The organism is Variovorax sucrosi (assembly GCF_051216635.1).
In the GTDB taxonomy this organism is placed as follows: Bacteria; Pseudomonadota; Gammaproteobacteria; order Burkholderiales; family Burkholderiaceae_C; genus Variovorax.
This window is the reverse complement of sequence record NZ_JBPJZU010000009.1, coordinates 79,639-100,052: the sequence shown is the minus strand read 5'-3', so window position 1 is coordinate 100,052 and position 20,414 is coordinate 79,639. Positions and strand designations below refer to the sequence as shown.

Genomic DNA, 20,414 nt, shown 5'->3' with positions numbered 1-20,414 from the left:
TACTTGCATAATGGAAATCGACTCCACCGCTGATCGCATCCTGTTCGCCCTGAAGACGCGCGGGCCGGTCGCGACCGCCGCTCTCGCCGCCCAGCTGGCAATCACGGGCGAGGCCGCGCGCCAGCAACTGCAGAAGCTGCAGGCCGCAGGTCTGATCGAAAGCCGACTGCAGCCGCAAGCCGGCGCGGGCCGCCCACGCAGCGACTGGGCGTTGACCGCCGCGGGCCATGCGCGCTTCCCGGACACCCATGCGCAGCTCACAGTGCAGTTGCTGTCGACGGTGCGCGAGGTGTTCGGCGAGGAAGGGCTGGATCGCCTCGTCGCCATCCGCGAGCAGGCGACGCGCACCGCCTACCTGCAGGCCTGCGACGGGATCGAGGCGCTCGAACCGAGGCTGCGCCGGCTCGCCGCGCTGCGCGACGCCGAGGGCTACATGGCGCGCGTCGAACCCGATGGCCGCGACTGGCTGCTGATCGAGGACCACTGCCCGATCTGCGCCGCTGCCACCAGTTGCCTGGGCTTCTGCCGTTCCGAGCTCGAGGTGTTCCGCGAGGTCGCCGGCCCGCGCGGCACACTGCAGCGCGAGGAGCACCTGATCGCCGGCGCGCGGCGCTGCGTCTACCGCATCACGCCGGTCGAGTCACCCGTCCGATCCAAAAGACGCGACACGTCGAAGTGATGCCGATATCACAACGCTTCAGCGCGCTCGACCACGTCGCCTGAGGTTTCGCGCCGCGCCGCTCAGGAGCCTCGAACCACCGTCTGCAGTTTTTGCTGCGCCGCGTTGATGGCGGTCGACTGGCTGTTCAGCCGCTGCAGCATCTTGTTGAGTTCGGCCTGCACGGCCGGGTCGGTCACGCTGATGGCGCCGCCCGAAATCTGGATCTTCGACTTGTTCTGCTCGATGTAGGTGCCGATGGTCAGCGCGCTGTCGAACACGGTGTCGAGCGCCGGGAATACTTCCTTGAAGGTGGTCGATGGCAACGTCACGGTCTTGTCGTAGGCCTTGTCGTAGACCTGCTTCAGGTCGTCGGGCTGCTTGAGCTGCGCGTGCGCGGCGTCGGCATCGGCGGTCTGCTGGTCGAGTGCGGTGCGCAGGCCCACCAAGGCGTCCTTCGCAGCCTTGATGTCGTCGCGGCGCGAGGCCAGATCGCCGATGGAACGCAGCCCGCCCTTGGCCATGAGTTGCGTCATGGGCTGGCCCACCGACGTGTTCATGCCATCGTTGAAATCGGTGATCACCGCGTAGTGCGGCGCATAGTCGCCGAAAGAAGCCTTCTCCTCCACGCTGGGCGCCGGCACACGAATGCCGGGCTTGTCGAGCACCCGGGTCTGCAGGAACGTGGTGAAGGCCTTGCGCTGATCCGCCTCCTTGTTGCCGCAGGCCACCAGCGCGCAGCCGAAGGCCACGAGAAGCGACAGGGCCCCAAGACGTTGAACGATGTTTCTCATGAGGCGGTGCGCTCCCGTTCATTGTGAAAGCAAAAAATTATAGAAGGCGCCTCACGGCGTCGAGGCGTCCGGCCGGCCCGAGATACGCGACACTTCAAAGTGATGTCCACCGCACCCGAATCCGGCGCCTTGTCGCCCGCCGCCCGCCTGCACGCCGTCCCGATGCGCCCGACCTTCCGCTTCATGCGCTCGCACCCGGCGCACCTGATCGCCCTGGGCTTCGGCTCCGGCCTGCCACGCCGCGCCCCGGGCACCGTCGGCACGCTGTGGGCCTGGGCCGCCTTCGTGGTGATGCAGCTGTGGCTGTCGCCGGCCACCATCGGCTGGGTGATCCTGGCGTCGCTGCCGATCGGTTGGTGGGCCTGCACCGTGACGGCCCGCCACATGAACGTGGCCGATCCGGGCCACATCGTGTGGGACGAGGTCGTTGCCTTCTGGCTCATCCTCTGGCTGGTCACGCCGGCCGGGCTGTGGGCGCAGCTCGCGGCCTTCGTGCTGTTCCGCATCTTCGACGCGGCCAAGCCCGGCCCCATCGCGTGGGCCGATGCCCTGTGCAAGCAGAAGGGCGCCGCGGCCGAGGACATGCGCTGGGCCATCGCCGGCTTCGGCATCCTGTTCGACGACCTGGTCGCGGCCTTCTGCACGCTGGTCGTCATCGCGCTGTGGCGCGCCTGGTGAACCCGGCCGGTGCGCCAGCGCGGCATACTCGCCGGCGATGAACGACGCCAACGACTCCCTCCCCGACCTGGTCGCGCGCCTGGCCGGACTGCTCGAACGACGCGGCGCGATGCTGGTCACCGCCGAAAGCTGCACCGGCGGGCTGATCGCCGCGGCGTGCACCGAGCGCGCCGGCTCCAGCGCCTGGTTCGAGCGCGGCTTCGTCAGCTATTCCAACGAGGCGAAGCACGAAGCGCTCGGCGTCGATGCCGCACTGATCGCCGCGCATGGCGCCGTCAGCGAGCCGGTCGCGCGCGCGATGGCCGAAGGTGCCGTCACACATTCGCGTGCCCAGGTGTCGCTCGCGGTCACCGGCATTGCCGGGCCGACCGGTGGCTCGCCCGACAAGCCGGTGGGCACCGTGTGGTTCGGCTGGTCGGTGGGCGGCGTGACGCGCACCGAACGCCGGCGCTTCGACGGCGACCGCGCGACGGTGCGCCAAGCCACGGTGGCCCATGCGCTGCAGACGCTGGCCACGCTGCTCGACCGCCCCTGACCCTTGAGCAAGGACGAACCATGCACGCCAGCGAAGAGACGATCCGCCGCTTCTACGACGCCTTCGCGCGCCTGGACGCCCACACCATGGCCGCTTGCTACGCGCCCGACGCGACCTTCCGCGACGAGGTCTTCGAGCTGCGCGGCGCGCGCGAGATCGGCGGCATGTGGACGATGCTGTGCACCGGCACCGCCGTCAAGGGCGCGCAGGTGTGGAAGCTGACCTACCGCGGCGTGCAGGCCGACGCCGCCGGCGGCCAGGCGCACTGGGACGCGCATTACCTCTTCAGCGCCACCGGCCGGATCGTCGACAACGCGATCGACGCCCGCTTCACCTTCACGCCCGAAGGCCTGATCGCGACGCACCGCGACCGCTTCGCCTTCTGGACCTGGGCACGCCAGGCGCTCGGCCTGCCGGGCCTGCTGCTGGGCTGGTCGCCCAGCCTGCGGCGCAAGGTGCGCAGCACCGCCGCATCGAACCTGAAGGCCTTTCTCGCCCGAAACCCCTGAACCCACTTCACGAGCCCCCCATGCCCGACATCCAGATCACCAACAACGCCGAGAAGCACCGCTACGAAGCCTTCATCGGCACCGAGCTCGCGGGCTACTGCGAATACAACCTGCTGACCGACGCCATCATGTTCACGCACACCGAGGTGCTGCCCGAGCATGAGGGCCAGGGCGTCGGCTCGACGATTGCGAAGCATGTGCTCGACACCGCGCGCAGCGAAGGCAAGCATGTGATCCCGGTGTGCCAGTTCATCGCCGGCTACATCCGCAAGCACCGCGACTACGCGGACCTGGTGCGGCCGGACATCCAGCGCGCCTTCAAGATCTAAGCAAATCGGCACGGCAGCGGCGGCATCATGCGGGGATGCAGTTTCACGACGCCATCGCCGCCCACCGCTCGGCCCGACCCTTCCTGCCCGCGCCGTGGCGAGGCATCGCCGACCCGGCGCATCCGCTGGACGGCCTGGTGAGCGAGCGCGCCCCGCTCGAGGAAACGGTGCGCTTCCATGGTGTCTGAAGACCGCGTGCTCGACCGCCGCGGCTTCCTGCAGGCGGGCGTTGCCGCCACGGTCGCGCTGATGGGTGCGGGCTGCGCTTTGCCGGGGTCCACTGACCCGACCCTGCTGGGCTTCGGCGCGGTGCCGCCCACGCTGCACGACGGCATCACGCTGCCGCCCGAGTACCGTGCTCAGGTGCTCTACCCCTGGGGCACGCCGACCGGCGTCGCCGGCGCGATGCCGGCCTTCACGCCCGACGCCAGCAACAGCGCGGCCGACCAGGCGGTGCAGGCCGGCATGCACCACGACGGCATGCACTTCTTTCCGCTGGGCAGCGACGGCACGCGCGGCCTGCTGGTGATGAACCACGAGTACACCGACGAGCGGCTGCTGCACACCGACGGCGTCGAACGCTGGACGGCCGAGAAGGTCCGCAAGTCGCTGCATGCGATGGGCGTGTCGGTGATCGAGATCGAGCGCATGGCCGACGGCTGGCGGCAGGTGCGCCCGTCGCCCCATGCACGGCGCATCCACGGCGCCACGCCGATGCGCATCGCCGGGCCGGCCGCCGGCTCGCCCTGGCTGCGCACTGCGGCCGACCCCACGGGCACGCGGGTGCTCGGCACCTTCGCCAACTGTGCGATGGGCGTCACACCCTGGGGCACCTACCTCACGTGCGAGGAGAACTTCCACGGCTACTTCGGCGGCCCGGCAGACGCGGCGGCGCGCATCACGCCGGCGCAGCGCCGCTACGGCACGGTACCCGGCGCGCAGTGGGTCGAGTACTGGCGTTTCGACGAACGCTTCGACCTGTCGAGGCATCCCAACGAGGCGCACCGCTTCGGCTGGGTGGTGGAGATCGACCCCTTCGACCCGAGCAGCACGCCGGTCAAGCGCACCGCACTGGGCCGCAAGCGCCAGGAGAGCGCGACCTGCACGCTGACGAAGGACGGCCGCGTCGCGGTCTACATGGGCGACGACGCGGCCTTCGAATGCATCTACAAGTTCGTGAGCCGGGACAAGGTCCGCCCCGGGCAGGACGCGGCGGCGCGCGCAGCGAACCGCACGCTGCTCGATGACGGCACGCTCCATGTCGCGCGCTTCGATGCCGATGGCCGTGGCCGCTGGCTCGAACTCGTGCACGGCCGCGGCGGGCTCGACGCCGCACGCGGCTTCGCCGGCCACGACGAGGTGCTGCTGCATGCCCGGCTCGCGGCCGACGTCGTCGGCGCGACGAAGATGGACCGCCCCGAATGGATCGCGGTGCACCCGCGCACCGGCGAGGTCTACGTCACGCTCACCAACAACAGCCAGCGCGGCGCCGCCGGCAAGCCGGCAACCGACGCCGCCAACCCGCGCGGCCCGAACCTCTTCGGCGGCATCCTGCGCTGGCGCGAAGACGGTGGCGACGCGGCCAGCACCGGCTTCGCGTGGGACCACTTCGTGCAGGCCGGCGACCCGGCCCTGCCCGACATCGGCGCGCGCTATCCGCGGGCCGACGACGACGCCTTCGGCTCGCCCGACGGACTGCACTTCGACAGCGGCGGGCTGCTGTGGATCCAGACCGACATGAGCGGCCAAGCGATCGGCACCGGCGCCCATGCCGCCCTGGGCAACAACCAGCTGCTGTGCGCCGACTCGGCGAGCGGACGCATCCGCCGCTTTCTCGTTGGGCCGAACGGCTGCGAGATCACGGGCTGCGTCGTGACGCCTGACCGCCGCACGCTGTTCGTCAACGTGCAGCACCCCGGCGAGCGCCGCGACGACGGCACCGGCGCGCTCAGCAGCGCCTGGCCCGACGGCACGCTGCCGGCGAGCACGCGACCGCGCTCGGCCACGGTGGTGGTGCAGCGGCGCGACGGCGGCATCGTGGGCACCTGAACACGCACCTCAAGGAGACATCCATGGCCATCCGCATCATCCGCCTCGGCACGCCGCGCGCGCCCGGCGAGGGCCTGCGCATCGGCACCGTGCGGCGCCCGCCGCGCGGCGTGCCGAAGACCGCGTTCGCCGCCCAGGACTGGTACGACGTGTGGTACCCGAACCTCGCCCCATCGGCTGAGACCATGAAGCTCGGCCAGGCCGCTGAGACGCCGGCGCAATGGGCCGCCTTCAGCCGCCTCTACCAGCGCGAGATGGCCCAGCCCGATGCCAGCCGAAACCTCGACCTGCTGGCCGCGCTGTCGCACCACGGCGCGATGGCGGTCGGCTGCTATTGCGAAGACGCGGCGCGCTGCCACCGCTCGCTGCTGCGCGACCTGCTGGCGCAACGCGGTGCCGAAATCATCGACTGACCTTGCCATGACCACGACAGCCCTTGCACCCCTTGCCGGCACCCGCGTGCTGAGCCTTGCCCTCAACCTCCCCGGCCCTGCGGCGCTGATGCGCTGCCGGGCCATGGGCGCGCACTGCGTGAAGTTCGAGCCGCCCGCAGCGGCCGGGCAATCGGCCGACCCGATGAGCCTTTACGCGCCGGCCGCCTATGCCGAAATGCACGAGGGCATCGCGCACGTGCAGGGCGACCTCAAGACCGCAGAAGGTCGTGCCCAGCTCGACACCGAGCTCGCACGGACCGACGTGCTGATCACGTCCTTCCGGCCCTCCGCGCTTGCCAAACTCGGCCTCGGCTGGGAGGCGCTGCACGCCCGCCATCCGCGCCTGTCGATGGTCGCCATCGTCGGTGCCCCAGGCGCCCGCGCCGAAGAGCCCGGCCACGACCTGACCTACCTGGCCGAGAGCGGCCTGGTCACCGGTTGCGCGCTGCCGTCCACGCTCTACGCCGACATGGCAGGCTCGCTGATGGCGAGCGAGGCGGCACTGCAGGCGCTGCTGCACCGCAGCATGCATGGCAGCGGCACGCGCATCGAGGTGGCGCTGTCGGCCGCCGCACACTACCTCGCGCTGCCGCGCCAATGGGGACTCACCACGCCCGGCGGCTCGGTCGGCGGCGCGCATGCGGGCTACCGCGTCTACCCGTGCCGCGACGGGCGCGTCGCCCTCGCCGCGCTCGAGCCGCACTTCGCGCAGCGCCTGTGCGCAGCGGCGGGCCTGGGCGCCGAGGCAGGGAACGCGATGTTCCGGTCGTCCACGCATGCAGCGATCGCGGCCTTCCTGGAAGGCCGGGACTGCGCCGAAATCGAAGTGATCGCCAGACAGCATGACCTGCCGCTGCATGTCCTGCGCGACGAGGCCACGCCGGGGTAACCCCAAAGTGTCGAATTGTCATAAAACTGTCACACGAGAGTTGCGACAATCCTTCGATTCCCGGCCATCGCCAGCGTCGTCGTTCAACCGGACAAACCCGGAGACCACGGCCCCGGGTCTGCCGCCATCCCCCTTGAAGGATCACCCGTGAACGCCATCAAATCTGCCCGCAAATTCATCGTCGCCAACCCTTCGAGCGAATCGGCCCGCACGCTTGCGCAGCTCGTGCTCGCGCTCGAGTCCGAAACGCAGTTCAACGTCGCCGACCTCTACAAGCTCGAGCTCGAGACCTTCGACATCGCCATCGACATCCTCAAGGAATGGCGCATCGACCGCTACTACGCCGGCAAGGCGAAGCTGTTCGACCTGTCGGTGCAGGTGACCGGCCTGCCAAACTGAGTCGCGGACCCACATCCGCCCCCCCCCGACGAGCCCGCCCCTTGGCGGGCTCTTTGCATTTCAGCGGTCGGAGAGAATGCCCGCTTCGTCACTCCCGCTCTCGCCGTGGGCGTGCTGTTGCTGGTCTGCCTGCTGACCTTCTTCGTCTACGGCTTCGACAAGCACGCGGCCGAGACCGGGCGCTGGCGCACATCGCCGCAGTCGCAGCCTGGGTCGGCCGGTTTCTGCCGGCCGGCCTCACGGCCCTGTGAACCTCAGGGCGCGGCGGTGGGCACCCGCAGCGTCGACAGCGCCGCATCGAAGCGCAGCAGCCAGAAGCGCGTCGGCCGCTCCAGGTCACTGCCGCGTGCGATGCGCGCGCTGACCACACCGGCCGGGCAGCCCGAGACGATCGCGCCGGCAGCATCGACCGTGCAGTCCTCCATGCTGCCCGCCACGGTCTTGCCGTTGGCATCGAGCAGCGTGGTGCTCACACCGAAATCGTTGTCGTTGACCAGCGCCAGCGTGTGGTCGTCGACCAGCGCCAGGCCTTCGGCCTTCTCGGCCAGCCACCCGAGCGCGTTGAGGTCCAGCAGCTCGGTCTTGCGCAAGGCGACGACACCTGCATAGTTGACGCCGTTCGAGGCGGCCTGCGTGATGCTGCTGATCTCGAGGTTCTGGTCCATGGCAGCGATGTTCGTCGCATTGGCGGGCACCTCGACCAGGAACAGCTTGTTCATCACCTTGCCGTCGCTCTTGCGCGCGCCCTGCTCGATCACGATGAAGCGGCCGTTGCCCAGGCTCACCAGATCGCCGAGCTTCGCGTTGCCGGTGCGGTCCTTGTCGTACATGCTGCCGTCGATCGGGTAGGCATAGAGCTTCGACGTCTCCGTCGTCGGGTCGAACTCGAGCCAGCGTGCGAACTTCGCGATGTGGCGCACGTCGGTGTTGGTGCCGCCGGGCGGCTTCGCCTTGATCGACTTGCCGGCACTGTCGCGCGGATCGATCGGGCTCTGCAGATAGCCATGCAGCTTGCCGCTGGCGACGTCGAGCGCCAGGCCTTCCATGCCGCGGTTCGGCCGGCGCTGCGCCAGCACCATCGGCAGGTCGGCCGCGCCGCTGCCGGGGCCGTAGCGCTTCTCGACCACACCGCTGTCGATGGCGATGCGCGCGATGAAGGGACCGTACTCGTCGCTGGTCCACAGCACCTTGCGCGCCTTGTCCAGCACCATCGTCTCGGGGTCGAGGCCATTGGCGTCGAAGTTGGCCTTGGTGGCATCGAAGACGTACTTGTCGGTCAGTGGCGTCTCGCCGGTGGCGCCGACGCCGGTCTGCGGCGGCAGGCCGGTGAGCTTCTTGTCGGCGTTCAGGCGCAGCGGCGTGCTCGATTGCAGCACCGCGCCATTCGAACCCACCCGCACCACGCCGAAGCTCGGCGCGAAGGACGGCGCGGGGAACACCTTGCTGATGTTCAGCGTGCCAGCGGGCGCACCCGGCACTGGCGCGTTCGGGCCGTCGCCATTCGGGCCGCGGTCGGTGATGGCATAGAACTCCAGCGCGCCATCGGCTGCCGTGCCCTTGAAGGCCAGGCCGGAACCGTAGGCCGGCAGGAAGCCGTCCGGGAAGTCGGCACGCGTCCTGGCGTTGTCGCCTTCGTACGGCACGTAGTACTTGGCATCGGCCTGCAGTTGGTAGCGCGAGACTTTCAGCGCCAGCGTGCCGAGCGCGTTGGTCTGCGTGGCCGATTCCTGGATAGTCGTGTTGAGCTGGGCGGCAAGCGTGTTCTGGAAATGCTCGAGCGCCAGCGCGCGACGGTTGGCATCCACCGTGCGGTCCGCATAGCTCGCGGGCAGCACGGTCAACAGACCGTTGAGGGCGGTGTCGAACGACGCGGCCGGCGCGGTGAAATCCAGGGCGCCGGCCTTCAGTGCGGCACGGAGTTCAGCCGTCAGGCGGATGCCGTTCGACGGGTCGCGGTCCTCGTCGAAGCTCTGCAACGCGAGCAGCCGATTGACCACGGCGTCGGCCTTCACGTCGGTGCCGGCCGCCAGGGTCAGCGGCGTCACGGTCGTGCCGCAGGTCGCACTGCCGAGCACCAGAGCGCCAACGCTGAACTGCACGGTCTGGCCCTCTTCACAGACGAAGTCGCCCTTGACGCCGGTCTGGGCCTTCGCGCCGTTGCCTGCCACGTAGTCCAGCCCTTCGACGGCGGCATCGAGGAAGACGCCGTTGACGGTCTTCGCGACTGGCGCTGTGCCGGGGCTACCGCCGCTGCCCGCGGTGGCTGTTCCTCCGCCATCTCCGCCACCGCAGGCCGCGACCAGAAGCGCCGCGGCAATGGACGCCAGCAGAGGCCGTCCCGAGATCGATTGTTGTTGTGTCATGTGCAGTTCCTGGGCAAGGGTGCCGCGCACCCGCGCAGCTGCGGGGATTAACCCCGAGCCTTGTGACAGGAAGGTGACGCTGCCCGGAGGCGGCGGCGTCGTGGGCATGCACAGTGTGTTGAGCCCGCAGGATCGGAGTGCGGAGCCTTTCCCGCCATAGCGCCTCTGTGGCATCCTCCGGTCGACGGCAAGCGGCCAAAGGCAGGCCTTCGCTGGCGGTGCAGACCTCGCTCCATGCTTGACCGTTCGACCCAACCTATCGACCCATCACAGATGCTCTTCTTCAACAGGTCCAAGAAGCGCTCCGTCGAGCTATTGCAGCTGCACCAGTATCTGGCGCTTCTGGACGGAGGAATGGAAGCGCATGAGGCGTCGGGTGTCGAGAAGGTGGCTGCCCTTGCGCTCGCCCGCGATGTCTGGCAATCGCTTGCGCTCGGCGTCTGGGCCGAAATCGACCCTGCCCGTATCGATGCTTGGCGCAACAAGGTGCACGGTCAAGCGCTTGTCCACATTCCGACAGGAATCGAAGACTGCTTTCTGGTCGTCGTCTTCGACGAGTCAGCGGCACCAGCTTCGTACTTTCTGTTCGATATCGGTTCCCAGTACACGCCAGCAACTCTTTTCAGCCCCGCGTTTGGACTCGAGCAGGCTGCCACGGAGACAGACATCCGTCGAGTAGTCCCGCAACTGCCCGCCAGCTCAGAATCGTTCGTCGTGCTGGAGTTGCGCGGTGGGACCTACATGCAGGTCTACGCCGATGAGCACGGCTTTCATCTGGAGCATCAACTGGTGACCACTGGCGCCCACTACCGCTGCGCTTCGGTGCTTGGTCCGGAGGATGCGGCTGACATGCTTGTTTCCTACGCGTTTGGCAGCTATGAATGGGCTCGCACCAAGCGTTGGGAGCGCATGAGCCTTTAGAAGAGGCGCCGCTCCGCCAGCAACGGACATTCGAGCGGCTGCACAATTCAGCCAACGCATCCGATTCGAGGGATAGGAGCAAGCGACATGAAGTCAGAACAACGCGAGGTGTTCATCGGTACTTTGAAACTGCGCTTCGAACAACACAAGCACCGACACCCAGGAATCGACTGGGCCGACGTTCATGTCCGCTTGCAAGGCAGCCCGCAGCAGCTGAAGTCGCTCCATGTGATGGAGACGACAGGAGGAGAACCTGATGTCATCGGGGCGGCGGACGATGGCGGCGCCTACCTTTTCTGCGATTGCGCGGCCGAAAGTCCGCAGGGGCGCAGGAGCCTTTGCTTTGACGAAGAAGCTTTGCATTCCCGGAAACAGAACAAGCCGAAAGGCAGCGCCATCGACTTGGCTGCCGTCATGGGCGTCTCGCTGCTGACGGAGGCGCAATATCGCGCCCTTCAACAGTTCGGTGAGTTCGACTTGAAGACATCCAGCTGGGTGGCAACCCCGCCTGACGTCAGAAAGCTGGGCGGCGCTCTGTTTTGCGATAGACGGTACGGCAAGGTTTTCGTGTATCACAACGGCGCTGAGTCTTACTACGCCGCGCGAGGATTCAGAGGCTCAATAAGTGTCTGAGCTGAGGGCGGAGGGCGGCCAAGCGCGGAAGTCTGCCCGGCGTTGCTCGTTGCATTCAGCACGCTGACGACCCCATGCAGTGCACCCGCCTGTTTCGGGAGAATGGCGGTCTCATGCTTCAGCCGATTCCTCAACACGCTCTCTCCCAACGTTCACGCCCACTGCTCGAAAAGAAGCCCGCAAAGCGAACCCGCTCCGTGTGGGCGTGGCTGCTGTGCCGCGCATGTGTCTTCGCGCTGTTGCTCCCTGTCGGATGCGCTACCGCAGCGCCTGCTGCGCCGGAGCTCTTCCCAGGAGCATCCTGGGCGGCAGCGTCAGAGGCTGAACCGGGCAGCGCCTGCCGCCGTGACCTGGACGCCACCCGCAGCTACGTGCGCACGCTGGACACGACCGCTCTCATGGCAGTGCAGGACGGCCGCGTGCTGTTCAGCGAGGGCCCGGTTCAGGCCGTGAGCATCGTGTTCTCGGTGCGCAAGAGCCTGCTCTCGATGATGTACGGCAAGTACGTGGCCAACGGCACCATCGACCTCGACCGCACGCTGGCCGACCTGGGCATCGACGACGTGGGCGGCTTGCTGCCCATCGAGCGGCAGGCGAGGCTGCGCGACCTGCTCGCCGCGCGTTCTGGGGTCTACCACGCGGCGGCCAATGGCGGTGACGACGCAGCGGCCGCACCCCCACGTGGATCGCATAGGCCCGGCAGCTACTTTCTGTACAACAACTGGGACTTCAACGCTGCGGGTACCGTCTTCGAACGCTTGACCGGGCGAGACATCTACCAGGCTTTCACGGATGACCTGGCAATACCTCTGCAGCTCGAGGATTTCGACTTGGCCCGCCATGCACGCAGCGGCGACGCGCGGCGCTCGCAGCACCTGGCCTACCCCTTCTACCTGTCCACGCGCGACATGGCACGTCTGGGCTACTTGATGCTGCACCAGGGAAATTGGCGCGGCCAACAGCTCGTACCGGCTGATTGGGTCAAACAAATGACGAGCCAGACCACGCCCGCTGCACAGATGCATCCGCCGCACACGGCACGGCGTGGCTTCGGGTACGGCTACCTGTGGTGGCTGCTCGAAGAGCCGCAAGACTCACCGCTGAGCGGTGCGTACATGGCATGGGGCGTGCATGGCCAGTACATCCTGGTCGTACCGAAACGCAATATGGTGATCGCGCACAAGCGCGAGGTGCCGGTAGCGGGTAACTGGGATGTCAGCTGGGTGGGGCCGGTGGCGTTCCTCCGCGCAGCGCGGATGTTGGCTGCAGCACCTTGCCGTGTGGGGGAGCAATGAGTTTGCTGCGCGTATGACGAACGGCGGCTGATCCATCTTCCGGCGACACGCTGTGCGCTCCAGTCGTCCAATACCGGCGCTTCGCTTCGGTCGCTCGATGAACTGCTGTCATGAACATTCAAGAGATCAAGGCGACCATCCGACCGAGCACGGACAAATCACTCTCATTCTCATCTACACTCCAAGAGGCGTTGCGTGGTGTGCGCCGGGTTGGCGAGCGCCCCGGTGCTGCTCCGCTGTGACTTTCAAAATTCCTGACTCCTTGTGCCAGAGCGTCACTACCGAGAACTGCTGCGGTACTTCATTCGCAAGGCCGGAAACGGCGACGCTGCCGCCGATGTGGTCCAGGAGGCCTATATGCGCGTGTTCGCGCTTCAGCATGGCGGCGGCACCATCCGCGAGCCGCGGGCGCTTCTCTTCCAAGCTGCGCGCAACATATGGACCAATCAGATCGTTCGACGGGCCGCCGAGCTGCGCATGCTCGAGACGCTGGCCGTGGTGCGCGACGACAGCGTCCCTTCCGTGGAGCGCGAAGTCATTGCGCGGCAGCAGCTGGCGCACCTCTTGCGACTGCTTTCGAGCATGCCGCGCAAGCGGTGTGAGGTCTTCGTGCTGGTGCGAATTCATGGGTTGAGCTATGCCCAGACATGTGCCCACCTGGACCTGAGCCTCAAGGCAGTGGAACATCACATGACGCGCGCCTTGCTCGACTGCGCCGGCTACGGCCGGCCTTCGGGGCACTGACTGGGACCTCCAGCACCGCGATGACCGACCCTCAGCACAACGATGGGCTGCTTGGCGCAGAGGAAAGGCGGGCACCGCGCCGGCTGGTGGCGCACGCTCTCACCTTGTTGGGACGCATGGAACGCGCGGATCCCCAGCTTTCACAGGCGGCCGAGGCGGCACTCCATGCATGGCGTCAGCAAAGCCCCAAGAATGAAGAGGCGGCCACCACCGCATGGCGCATCTGGCAGTTGACTGGGCAAAGCGCAGCGCGTGCTCTGCTTCCCATGCCCCCACGGGCCGAGGACCGGCCTGCGTCTCGACGCCGGGCAATGGGCCTGCTCGGCGTCGTTGGCTTCACTGCAGCGGCGGTCGCAGGCGCCCGGTTCTACTGGGGGCAGCCGCTGGAAGTTTTCGCACTGCACACCCCGCGCGGCCGCACGCTGACCCGCACGCTGGACGATGGCACCCGACTGGACCTCGACTCGCTCACTGCTGCGCGGGTGCGATTCTTCCGCGATCGGCGTACGGTGCATCTCCTCGAGGGGGAGGCGCGTTTTGGCGTGACGCACGATGCAGAGCGGCCTTTCATCGTGACTTGCGCCTGGGGAAGCGTGCAGGTCGTGGGTACCGCCTTCACGGTTTCGGCACGGGAGGGCCGCATGCGCGTGGCCGTTGCCGAAGGACGCGTGCTGGTGCGTGCGACGAACGCGCCAGCTGCGGCCGCTTCGCTCACGCTCGGCCCCGGAGAGGCGGTCGAGACGGATGAAACGGGCCTGCGGGCACCCTGGGCGATCGATGTTGCCGATGTTGCTGCCTGGAGGCAGGGCTGGCTCGTCTTCCGCAACACGCCCCTTCCCGAGGTGGTGGCGCGCTGGAACGACTACCTCGGGCAACCGATTCGGCTCGACACGGACGCACGCCTTGAGCGGCTGCGTGTCTCCGGCCGTTTTGCCCTGCGCGATCTGCAGGGGTTCCTCGATGCATTGGCATTGATGGTGCCCGTCCAGGTCAGGCGTGCTGCAGACGGCCCGACCGAAATCCAGGTTCGCCGCTGAACGCCCCCAAGTACATCAAGCGGATCTTTCTTTGGGGGGTATCGGCCCTCGAACTTGTCTTCTGTTCGAACCAACCCCAAGGACCTTCGAACATGAGCAAGCCTGCCGCGCAGTCCCTACTCCCTCTCCCGCATGACGTCACTCGTCATCCCGTCGCGTGGATCACCCGCGCCAAGCCGCTGGCGGCCGCCGCCGCGATTTGTGCCAATGTCTTGGTCCTCACGAGCGGCCAAGTCCATGCGCAGAGCGCTTCGTCCCCTCCCGTGGCACGAACGCCACTGGCCCTTCCCGCGCAGGCACTTCCCATCCGCCTGGGCGTCCTCTCGCGCCAGTTCGGCGTCTCCATCGGGGGTGAGGCCGCTCTGCTCGAGGGCCGCCTCGCCCCCGCCTTGAATGGCTCCTTCGATCTGCAGCAGGCGATGGATCGCACGCTGGAGAACACGGGCCTCACCTACGTTCGCTCCGCGTCGACGGTGACCGTCTTGCCGGCGGGTGACGGGCGTGCCAGCACGCTGGCGGCCGTCACCGTCACGGCGAGCGCCCCGGCGGAGACGGCCAGCAGCCGGGTGGAGGGTTTCATCGCGCGCCGCACGGCCACGGCCACCAAGACGGACACCCCCATCGCGGAGATTGCGCAGTCGATTTCGGTCGTCACGCGCGACCAGATGGAGGCGCAAGGTGTCCAGACCGTGGAGCAGGCACTGCGCTACACGGCTGGCGTGCTGACCGAGGTCACCGGCTATGACCTGCGTTACGCGAGCCTGAACATTCGCGGCTTTGACGCGACCCTCTATCGCGATGGCCTGAGGGTCTTCAAGACCGGGACCTACGGTGATTGGCTCACCGAACCCCAGGGCGTCGAGCGCGTGGAGGTGCTCAAGGGCCCCTCCGCCGTCCTCTATGGGCAAGGCGGCCCGGGGGGCATCGTCAACCAGGTCTCCAAGCGCCCGACGAGCGATGCGGTCAGCGAGGTCAACGTGAGCGCGGGCAATCATGGCCGTTATCAGGCCGGCTTCGATCTCGGACGGACGCTCGATGCCGACGGTACGCTGATGTTCCGGTTGAATGGCATGGGTCGCGACAGCCGCACGCAGACGGCCCACTCGCAGGATGACCGCATGTACCTTGCGCCCGCGCTGACCTGGAAGCCCACGGCGCAGACCTCGCTCACGATCCTGGCAGACGTCACGCGCGACCGAATGACGCCCAAGAGCTGGTGGCCGAACCAGTCACTTCTCGGCACTTATGCAGAGGGGCGGATTCCCGTGCGCACCTTCGCCGGCGAGCCCGAGTTCGACCGCTACGACCGGGACATGCACTCGCTGGGCTATCTGCTGGAGCATCGCTTCGACGACACGCTGACCTTGCGTCAGCAATTGCGCCGAGCCAGTTTCGAGCTGGACTATCAGCACGTGTATGCGACGGCGGTTCGCGGCGACCAGCGCAGCGTCAACCGGGCATCGCTCATCTCCCGCAGCAAGAGCGATGTCACCACGGTGGACACCAGCCTGCAGAAGGAAGTCGCGACCGGGCCACTGCGGCACACGCTCCTTTTGGGCCTGGACTACCAGCGCTTCTCCGGCAGCGAGGACATCGGCTTTGGCAATGCGCCCGTTCTGGACATCTTCAATCCGGTCTACGGACGCGCTTTCCGCGCACCGGTGACCGCCCCGAGTACCGCGGAGCTGCGTCAGCTTGGCCTCTATGCACAGGACCAGATGCGCTGGGACCGGTGGATCGTGACCGCCGGGCTGCGTCATGACCGGGCCGATACCGTGCGGCGGGCCGGAGCGACCGAAGCCTCTGCAGAGGACGGCAAGACAACCGGCAGCGTGGGCGCCATGTACCGCTTCGACAACGGGATCTCGCCCTACGCCAGTTACGCGACCGCCTTCGTTCCGGTCGTCGGCAGCAACTACCGGGGGACCCCGCAACCAGAGACGAGCGAGCAGTTCGAGGTGGGTGTGAAGTTCGAGCCCGCGGGCGCTGGCCATCTGCTCACCGCGGCGGTGTTCGACCTGCGTCGCCAGAATGTCACCACCCTGGATCCCACCAACCCGCTGCTGCGCGTGCAGACGGGCGAGGTCAGGGCACGCGGTCTCGAGCTGGAGGGCAAGTCGCGCTTGAGCGCCGGCGTCGATCTGATCGCAAGCTACACGTATCTCGACGCGGAGATCACGCGCAGCAATGATGCCGCGGAGCTCGGCAAGCGACCTTTCCAGACCGCTCGGCAAACGGCCAAGCTCTGGTTGAACTACGCCTTTCGCAGTGAGGCGGCTCGCGGCTGGAGCGTCGGCGCCGGTGTGCGCCGCGTCGGCCCCACGGTGGCCGACACGTACAACCGCTACTGGAACGCGGGGTATACGTTGATCGACGCGGCCGTGCGCTACGACGCCGGGCCCGTGCGCTTCTCGATCAATGTCGCCAATCTCACCGACGAGGTGACGACCGCGAACCGGGCGCAGTTCTACGGCCAAGACCGCACGGTCACTGCAACCCTGGGGTATCGCTGGTAGCTGAAGACGGTTGTGGCTGAGAAGGCGGCCGGGCAAGGGCGCAATCAGTCGGCGCGACGCGCACCGCAGCTTGCCAGCGCAGGCGCCATGCCGCGCGCTCAACGCGCCTTGCGAAAGCCCTTGCCGGGCACGCCCGTCGGACCGCGGGCGGCGCCGTTGTCGCGCGGCGGCAGGCCGGTGTGCTGCGTGAGGATGCGGCCCTTCGACGGCTTCACCGGCGTGAGCTTGACCGGTGCGGCCTTGGCGGCGGGCGGCACGGCGGTCGAGTTCTTGCGGCGCGCGCTGGTGTAACCGCCGTCGGTCAACGGCTGCCAGGTCGGGATGAGGTGGTGCTTGCCGTTGCCGATCAGGTCGGCCCGACCCATGCTCTTCAAGGCTTCGCGCAGCAGCGGCCAGTTGTTGGCGTCGTGGTAGCGCAGGAACGCCTTGTGCAGCCGGCGGCGCTTGTCGCCGCGCACGATGTCCACCGTCTCGCTCTCGCGCGTGATCTTGCGCAGCGGGTTCTTGTTGGTGTGGTACATCGTCGTCGCCGTGGCCATGGGCGACGGGTAGAAGGTCTGCACCTGGTCGGCGCGGAAGCCGTTCTTCTTCAGCCAGATCGCGAGGTTCATCATGTCCTCGTCGCTGGTACCCGGGTGCGCCGCGATGAAGTACGGAATGAGGTACTGCTTCTTGCCCGCCTCGGCCGAGAACTTCTCGAACATCTGCTTGAACTTGTCGTAGCTGCCGATGCCAGGCTTCATCATCTTCGTGAGCGGGCCCTGCTCGGTGTGTTCGGGCGCGATCTTGAGGTAGCCGCCGACGTGGTGCTGCACCAGTTCCTTGACGTACTCGGGGCTCTGCACGGCCAGGTCGTAGCGCAGGCCGGAGCCGATCAGGATCTTCTTGATGCCGCGCAGCGCACGGGCGCGGCGGTAGATCTTGATGAGCGGGTCGTGGTTGGTGCCCAGGTTCGAACAGATGCCCGGGTACACGCAGCTGGGCTTGCGGCACGCAGCCTCGATCTCGGGGCTCTTGCAGCCGAGCCGGTACATGTTGGCCGTGGGGCCGCCGAGGTCGGAGATGGTGCCGGTGAAGCCGCTCACGCTGTCGCGGATGGCCTCGACCTCCTTGATGATCGAATCTTCGGAACGGCTCTGGATGATGCGGCCCTCGTGCTCGGTGATCGAGCAGAAGGTGCAGCCACCAAAGCAGCCGCGCATGATGTTCACGCTGAAGCGGATCATTTCCCAGGCCGGGATCTTGGTGGCGCCGTCGTGGCTGCCCGCCTCGTCGGCGTAGCGCGGATGCGGGCTGCGCGCGTACGGCAGGTCGAACACGTGATCCATCTCGGCCGTGGTCAGCGGAATGGGCGGCGGGTTGATCCAGACGTCGCGCGCGGTGTGCCCTTCGCCGTGCGCCTGCACCAGCGCGCGGGCGTTGCCGGGGTTGGTCTCGAGGTGCAGCACGCGGTTGGCGTGCGCGTAGAGCACCGGGTCGGCACGGACTTGTTCGTATGACGGCAGGCGGATCACCGAGCGATCGCGCGGCGGCACCTTCAGCTTGACCGAGGGGTTGGCGACGAAGGTGATGGGCTTGATCGCCGGGTTCACGTCGGCCGAGCGCGCACGCACCGCGGCCAGGGCCTGGGCGCCCGCGGCTTCGGCGGTGGCAGCGACGACCTGGGCTTCGTCTTCCTTGGCGCAGGTGGCGCCGTTGGCCTTGGCTTGGTCCGACACCATGAGGTATGGGTTGACGTGCGCCTCGACACGGCCGGGTTCGTCGACGCTGGTCGAGTTGATCTCGAACCAGGCTTCGGGCGTCTCGCGCCGCACGAAGGCCGTGCCGCGCACGTCGGTGATCTGCTGCACCGGCTCCTTGGCGGCCAGGCGGTGCGCGATCTCGACGATGGCGCGTTCGGCGTTGCCGTAGAGCAGCAGGTCGCACTTCGCATCGACCACGATCGAGCGGCGCACCTTGTCCGACCAGTAGTCGTAGTGGGCGATACGGCGCAGGCTGCCTTCGATGCCGCCGAGGATGATCGGCACGTCGCTCCAGGCTTCCTTGCAGCGCTGCGAGTAGACGATGGCCGCGCGGTCGGGCCGGGCACCGCCGACATCGCCGGGCGTGTAGGCGTCGTCGCTGCGGATCTTCCGGTCCGCCGTGTAGCGGTTGATCATCGAATCCATGTTGCCGGCGGTCACGCCGAAGAACAGGTTCGGCTTGCCCAGCACCTTGAAGGGGTCGGCGCTCTGCCAGTCGGGCTGCGCGATGATGCCGACGCGAAAGCCCTGCGCTTCGAGCATGCGGCCGATCACCGACATGCCGAAGCTGGGGTGGTCGACGTAAGCATCGCCAGTGACCACGATCACGTCGCAACTGTCCCAGCCCAGGGCGTCCATCTCCTGGCGCGAGGTCGGCAGGAATTTCGCCGTGCCGAACCGCGCCGCCCAGTACTTGCGGTAGCTGGTCAGCGGCTTGGCGGCGCGCGCGAAAAAGGAGACGTCGACGGGGGCGTTCATCGGGGGGACTATCGGGGGGTCAGTGCATCAGGCCTGGAAGGCGGCCTTGGCCTTCGGGCCTGCGAAGGACAACCCGCGATTGTAGGCGGACGGGTCGTTTTTGTCGCCTCTGCCGAGAGTGCCCTGCCCCCCAACAGGTCTTGATTTGATTGACCAAGTCAACTTGTTGGCGCCAAAATCCGCCGATGCCTACCACCGCCAACCCCGAGCCCGTTGCATCCGAAGCCGTCAAGGCGGTGCGCCGCTTCAACCGCTTCTTCACCCGCCGCATCGGCGTGCTCGAGCCGTACCTGGGCAGCGCGCTGTCGCTGACCGACATCCGCGTGCTGTACGAACTGGCCCACCGGCCGGGCGTCGTGGCGCGCGACCTGATGCACGACCTGGGGCTGGACGCCGGCTATCTCAGCCGCATCCTCAAGCGCTTCGAAGCCGCGGGCTGGCTGACGCGAAGCCCGAGCCCCGAGGATGCGCGACAAAGCCTGCTGACCCTCACCGAGGCCGGCCATGCCGCCTTCGCGCCGCTGCAGCAGCGGTCCCGCGACGAAGCGGCCGCTCTGCTCCGGCCCCTGCCGCCCGGCCCACGGCGGCAACTGGTCGACGCCATGGCGCGGGTCGAAGCGCTGCTCGCCGACGCGCCGACGGCCTCGCGCCAGGTGGTGCTGCGCGATCCGGTGCCGGGCGACATCGGCTGGGTCGTGCAGCAGCACGGCGCCCTCTACGCCAGCGAATACGGCTGGGACATGCGCTTCGAAGCACTGGTCGCCGGCATCGCGGCCGACTTCGTGCGCAAGTTCCAGCCCGACTGGGAGAAGTGCTGGATCGCCGAGCTCGACGGCGAGCGGGTCGGCGCGATCTTCGTGGTGCGCAAGTCGGCCACCACGGCGCAGTTGCGGATGCTCATCCTCACGCCCCAGGCGCGTGGCTTCGGCCTGGGCGCACGGCTGACCGACGAATGCATCGCCTTCGCGCGCGCCAAGGGCTATCGGAAGATGGTGCTGTGGACCAACAGCTGCCTCACGGCGGCGCGTGGCATTTATGCCAAGCGCGGCTTTCAGCGCGTGAAGTCCGAGCCTTACGAAGGCTTCGGCCAGCAGCTCGTCGGCGAGACCTGGGAGCTGCGGCTGTAGCGC

The 20,414-nt window shown here is 67.7% G+C and carries 20 protein-coding genes; 17 read left to right on the top strand and 3 right to left on the bottom strand.

What is annotated here, in order from left to right:
• Positions 1 to 10: 10 nt before the first annotated feature.
• Positions 11 to 679: a helix-turn-helix transcriptional regulator gene (locus ACSFBE_RS18230; protein WP_435491821.1), complete on the top strand. Its 669-nt coding sequence runs from the start codon at positions 11 to 13 to the stop codon at positions 677 to 679.
• A gap of 62 nt (positions 680 to 741) precedes the next feature.
• Here ACSFBE_RS18230 and ACSFBE_RS18225 read toward each other — a convergent pair whose 3' ends face one another.
• Positions 742 to 1,452: a DUF3053 domain-containing protein gene (locus tag ACSFBE_RS18225; protein WP_435491820.1), complete on the bottom strand. Its 711-nt coding sequence runs from the start codon at positions 1,450 to 1,452 to the stop codon at positions 742 to 744.
• A 162-nt stretch (positions 1,453 to 1,614) separates the two neighbouring features.
• Here ACSFBE_RS18225 and ACSFBE_RS18220 point away from each other — a divergent pair, with 162 nt between their 5' ends.
• The 9 genes from ACSFBE_RS18220 (at position 1,615) to ACSFBE_RS18180 (ending at position 7,274) form a co-directional block, all read left to right on the top strand.
• Positions 1,615 to 2,130: a phosphatidylglycerophosphatase A family protein gene (locus ACSFBE_RS18220; RefSeq protein ID WP_435492002.1), complete on the top strand. Its 516-nt coding sequence runs from the start codon at positions 1,615 to 1,617 to the stop codon at positions 2,128 to 2,130.
• Positions 2,131 to 2,167: 37 nt separating this feature from the next.
• Entirely contained in the window at positions 2,168 to 2,665 is a 498-nt protein-coding gene (locus ACSFBE_RS18215; protein WP_435491819.1) for a CinA family protein, read from the top strand.
• A 20-nt stretch (positions 2,666 to 2,685) separates the two neighbouring features.
• A complete protein-coding gene (locus tag ACSFBE_RS18210) occupies positions 2,686 to 3,174 on the top strand; it encodes a nuclear transport factor 2 family protein (RefSeq protein ID WP_435491818.1) in 489 nt (162 codons plus the stop codon).
• A 20-nt stretch (positions 3,175 to 3,194) separates the two neighbouring features.
• A complete protein-coding gene (locus ACSFBE_RS18205) occupies positions 3,195 to 3,503 on the top strand; it encodes a GNAT family N-acetyltransferase (protein ID WP_435491817.1) in 309 nt (102 codons plus the stop codon).
• A gap of 35 nt (positions 3,504 to 3,538) precedes the next feature.
• A complete protein-coding gene (locus ACSFBE_RS18200) occupies positions 3,539 to 3,691 on the top strand; it encodes a hypothetical protein (protein WP_435491816.1) in 153 nt (50 codons plus the stop codon).
• Positions 3,681 to 5,552, top strand: coding sequence for a PhoX family protein (locus tag ACSFBE_RS18195; protein WP_435491815.1), 1,872 nt, complete (start codon positions 3,681 to 3,683; stop codon positions 5,550 to 5,552). The genes ACSFBE_RS18200 and ACSFBE_RS18195 overlap by 11 nt, the downstream gene beginning before the upstream one ends.
• A 23-nt stretch (positions 5,553 to 5,575) precedes the next feature.
• Entirely contained in the window at positions 5,576 to 5,965 is a 390-nt protein-coding gene (locus ACSFBE_RS18190) for a DUF488 domain-containing protein (protein ID WP_435491814.1), read from the top strand.
• Positions 5,966 to 5,972: 7 nt separating this feature from the next.
• A complete protein-coding gene (locus ACSFBE_RS18185; RefSeq protein WP_435491813.1) occupies positions 5,973 to 6,875 on the top strand; it encodes a CoA transferase in 903 nt (300 codons plus the stop codon).
• Between the two features lie 147 nt (positions 6,876 to 7,022).
• Positions 7,023 to 7,274: a hypothetical protein gene (locus ACSFBE_RS18180; protein ID WP_435491812.1), complete on the top strand. Its 252-nt coding sequence runs from the start codon at positions 7,023 to 7,025 to the stop codon at positions 7,272 to 7,274.
• A 254-nt stretch (positions 7,275 to 7,528) separates the two neighbouring features.
• Here ACSFBE_RS18180 and ACSFBE_RS18175 read toward each other — a convergent pair whose 3' ends face one another.
• Positions 7,529 to 9,637 (bottom strand): esterase-like activity of phytase family protein, encoded by a 2,109-nt coding sequence (locus ACSFBE_RS18175; protein ID WP_435491811.1) that lies wholly within the window; start codon positions 9,635 to 9,637, stop codon positions 7,529 to 7,531.
• A 273-nt stretch (positions 9,638 to 9,910) separates the two neighbouring features.
• Here ACSFBE_RS18175 and ACSFBE_RS18170 point away from each other — a divergent pair, with 273 nt between their 5' ends.
• The 6 genes from ACSFBE_RS18170 (at position 9,911) to ACSFBE_RS18145 (ending at position 16,783) form a co-directional block, all read left to right on the top strand.
• Positions 9,911 to 10,558 carry a hypothetical protein gene (locus tag ACSFBE_RS18170; RefSeq protein WP_435491810.1) on the top strand — a complete coding sequence of 216 codons (648 nt, stop codon included), beginning with the start codon at positions 9,911 to 9,913 and terminating at the stop codon, positions 10,556 to 10,558.
• An 87-nt stretch (positions 10,559 to 10,645) separates the two neighbouring features.
• On the top strand, positions 10,646 to 11,191 hold the full coding sequence (locus ACSFBE_RS18165) for a DUF4256 domain-containing protein (RefSeq protein WP_435491809.1): 546 nt from the start codon (positions 10,646 to 10,648) through the stop codon (positions 11,189 to 11,191).
• Positions 11,192 to 11,589: 398 nt separating this feature from the next.
• Positions 11,590 to 12,486 carry a serine hydrolase domain-containing protein gene (locus ACSFBE_RS18160; RefSeq protein ID WP_435491808.1) on the top strand — a complete coding sequence of 299 codons (897 nt, stop codon included), beginning with the start codon at positions 11,590 to 11,592 and terminating at the stop codon, positions 12,484 to 12,486.
• A gap of 264 nt (positions 12,487 to 12,750) precedes the next feature.
• Positions 12,751 to 13,230 (top strand): RNA polymerase sigma factor, encoded by a 480-nt coding sequence (locus ACSFBE_RS18155; RefSeq protein WP_435491807.1) that lies wholly within the window; start codon positions 12,751 to 12,753, stop codon positions 13,228 to 13,230.
• A gap of 20 nt (positions 13,231 to 13,250) precedes the next feature.
• Positions 13,251 to 14,267 (top strand): FecR family protein, encoded by a 1,017-nt coding sequence (locus ACSFBE_RS18150; RefSeq protein ID WP_435491806.1) that lies wholly within the window; start codon positions 13,251 to 13,253, stop codon positions 14,265 to 14,267.
• 92 nt (positions 14,268 to 14,359) lie between these two features.
• A complete protein-coding gene (locus tag ACSFBE_RS18145) occupies positions 14,360 to 16,783 on the top strand; it encodes a TonB-dependent siderophore receptor (protein ID WP_435491805.1) in 2,424 nt (807 codons plus the stop codon).
• Positions 16,784 to 16,881: 98 nt separating this feature from the next.
• Here the strand turns inward: ACSFBE_RS18145 and ACSFBE_RS18140 are convergent, their stop codons facing one another.
• A complete protein-coding gene (locus ACSFBE_RS18140) occupies positions 16,882 to 19,284 on the bottom strand; it encodes a YgiQ family radical SAM protein (RefSeq protein ID WP_435491804.1) in 2,403 nt (800 codons plus the stop codon).
• Between the two features lie 185 nt (positions 19,285 to 19,469).
• Here ACSFBE_RS18140 and ACSFBE_RS18135 point away from each other — a divergent pair, with 185 nt between their 5' ends.
• Positions 19,470 to 20,411 carry a bifunctional helix-turn-helix transcriptional regulator/GNAT family N-acetyltransferase gene (locus ACSFBE_RS18135; RefSeq protein WP_435491803.1) on the top strand — a complete coding sequence of 314 codons (942 nt, stop codon included), beginning with the start codon at positions 19,470 to 19,472 and terminating at the stop codon, positions 20,409 to 20,411.
• Positions 20,412 to 20,414: the final 3 nt, after the last annotated feature.

Bases quoted from the DNA above. Each gene is read 5' to 3' on its own strand.
- ACSFBE_RS18205 (WP_435491817.1), top strand. From the start codon at position 3,195: ATGCCCGACATCCAGATCACCAACAACGCCGAGAAGCACCGCTACGAA.
- ACSFBE_RS18145 (WP_435491805.1), top strand. From the start codon at position 14,360: ATGAGCAAGCCTGCCGCGCAGTCCCTACTCCCTCTCCCGCATGACGTC.
- ACSFBE_RS18210 (WP_435491818.1), top strand. From the start codon at position 2,686: ATGCACGCCAGCGAAGAGACGATCCGCCGCTTCTACGACGCCTTCGCG.
- ACSFBE_RS18200 (WP_435491816.1), top strand. From the start codon at position 3,539: ATGCAGTTTCACGACGCCATCGCCGCCCACCGCTCGGCCCGACCCTTC.
- ACSFBE_RS18165 (WP_435491809.1), top strand. From the start codon at position 10,646: ATGAAGTCAGAACAACGCGAGGTGTTCATCGGTACTTTGAAACTGCGC.
- ACSFBE_RS18190 (WP_435491814.1), top strand. From the start codon at position 5,576: ATGGCCATCCGCATCATCCGCCTCGGCACGCCGCGCGCGCCCGGCGAG.
- ACSFBE_RS18175 (WP_435491811.1), bottom strand. From the start codon at position 9,637: ATGACACAACAACAATCGATCTCGGGACGGCCTCTGCTGGCGTCCATT.
- ACSFBE_RS18140 (WP_435491804.1), bottom strand. From the start codon at position 19,284: ATGAACGCCCCCGTCGACGTCTCCTTTTTCGCGCGCGCCGCCAAGCCG.
- ACSFBE_RS18220 (WP_435492002.1), top strand. From the start codon at position 1,615: ATGCGCCCGACCTTCCGCTTCATGCGCTCGCACCCGGCGCACCTGATC.
- ACSFBE_RS18135 (WP_435491803.1), top strand. From the start codon at position 19,470: ATGCCTACCACCGCCAACCCCGAGCCCGTTGCATCCGAAGCCGTCAAG.
- ACSFBE_RS18150 (WP_435491806.1), top strand. From the start codon at position 13,251: ATGACCGACCCTCAGCACAACGATGGGCTGCTTGGCGCAGAGGAAAGG.
- ACSFBE_RS18170 (WP_435491810.1), top strand. From the start codon at position 9,911: ATGCTCTTCTTCAACAGGTCCAAGAAGCGCTCCGTCGAGCTATTGCAG.
- ACSFBE_RS18230 (WP_435491821.1), top strand. From the start codon at position 11: ATGGAAATCGACTCCACCGCTGATCGCATCCTGTTCGCCCTGAAGACG.
- ACSFBE_RS18215 (WP_435491819.1), top strand. From the start codon at position 2,168: ATGAACGACGCCAACGACTCCCTCCCCGACCTGGTCGCGCGCCTGGCC.
- ACSFBE_RS18185 (WP_435491813.1), top strand. From the start codon at position 5,973: ATGACCACGACAGCCCTTGCACCCCTTGCCGGCACCCGCGTGCTGAGC.
- ACSFBE_RS18225 (WP_435491820.1), bottom strand. From the start codon at position 1,452: ATGAGAAACATCGTTCAACGTCTTGGGGCCCTGTCGCTTCTCGTGGCC.
- ACSFBE_RS18195 (WP_435491815.1), top strand. From the start codon at position 3,681: ATGGTGTCTGAAGACCGCGTGCTCGACCGCCGCGGCTTCCTGCAGGCG.
- ACSFBE_RS18160 (WP_435491808.1), top strand. From the start codon at position 11,590: ATGGCAGTGCAGGACGGCCGCGTGCTGTTCAGCGAGGGCCCGGTTCAG.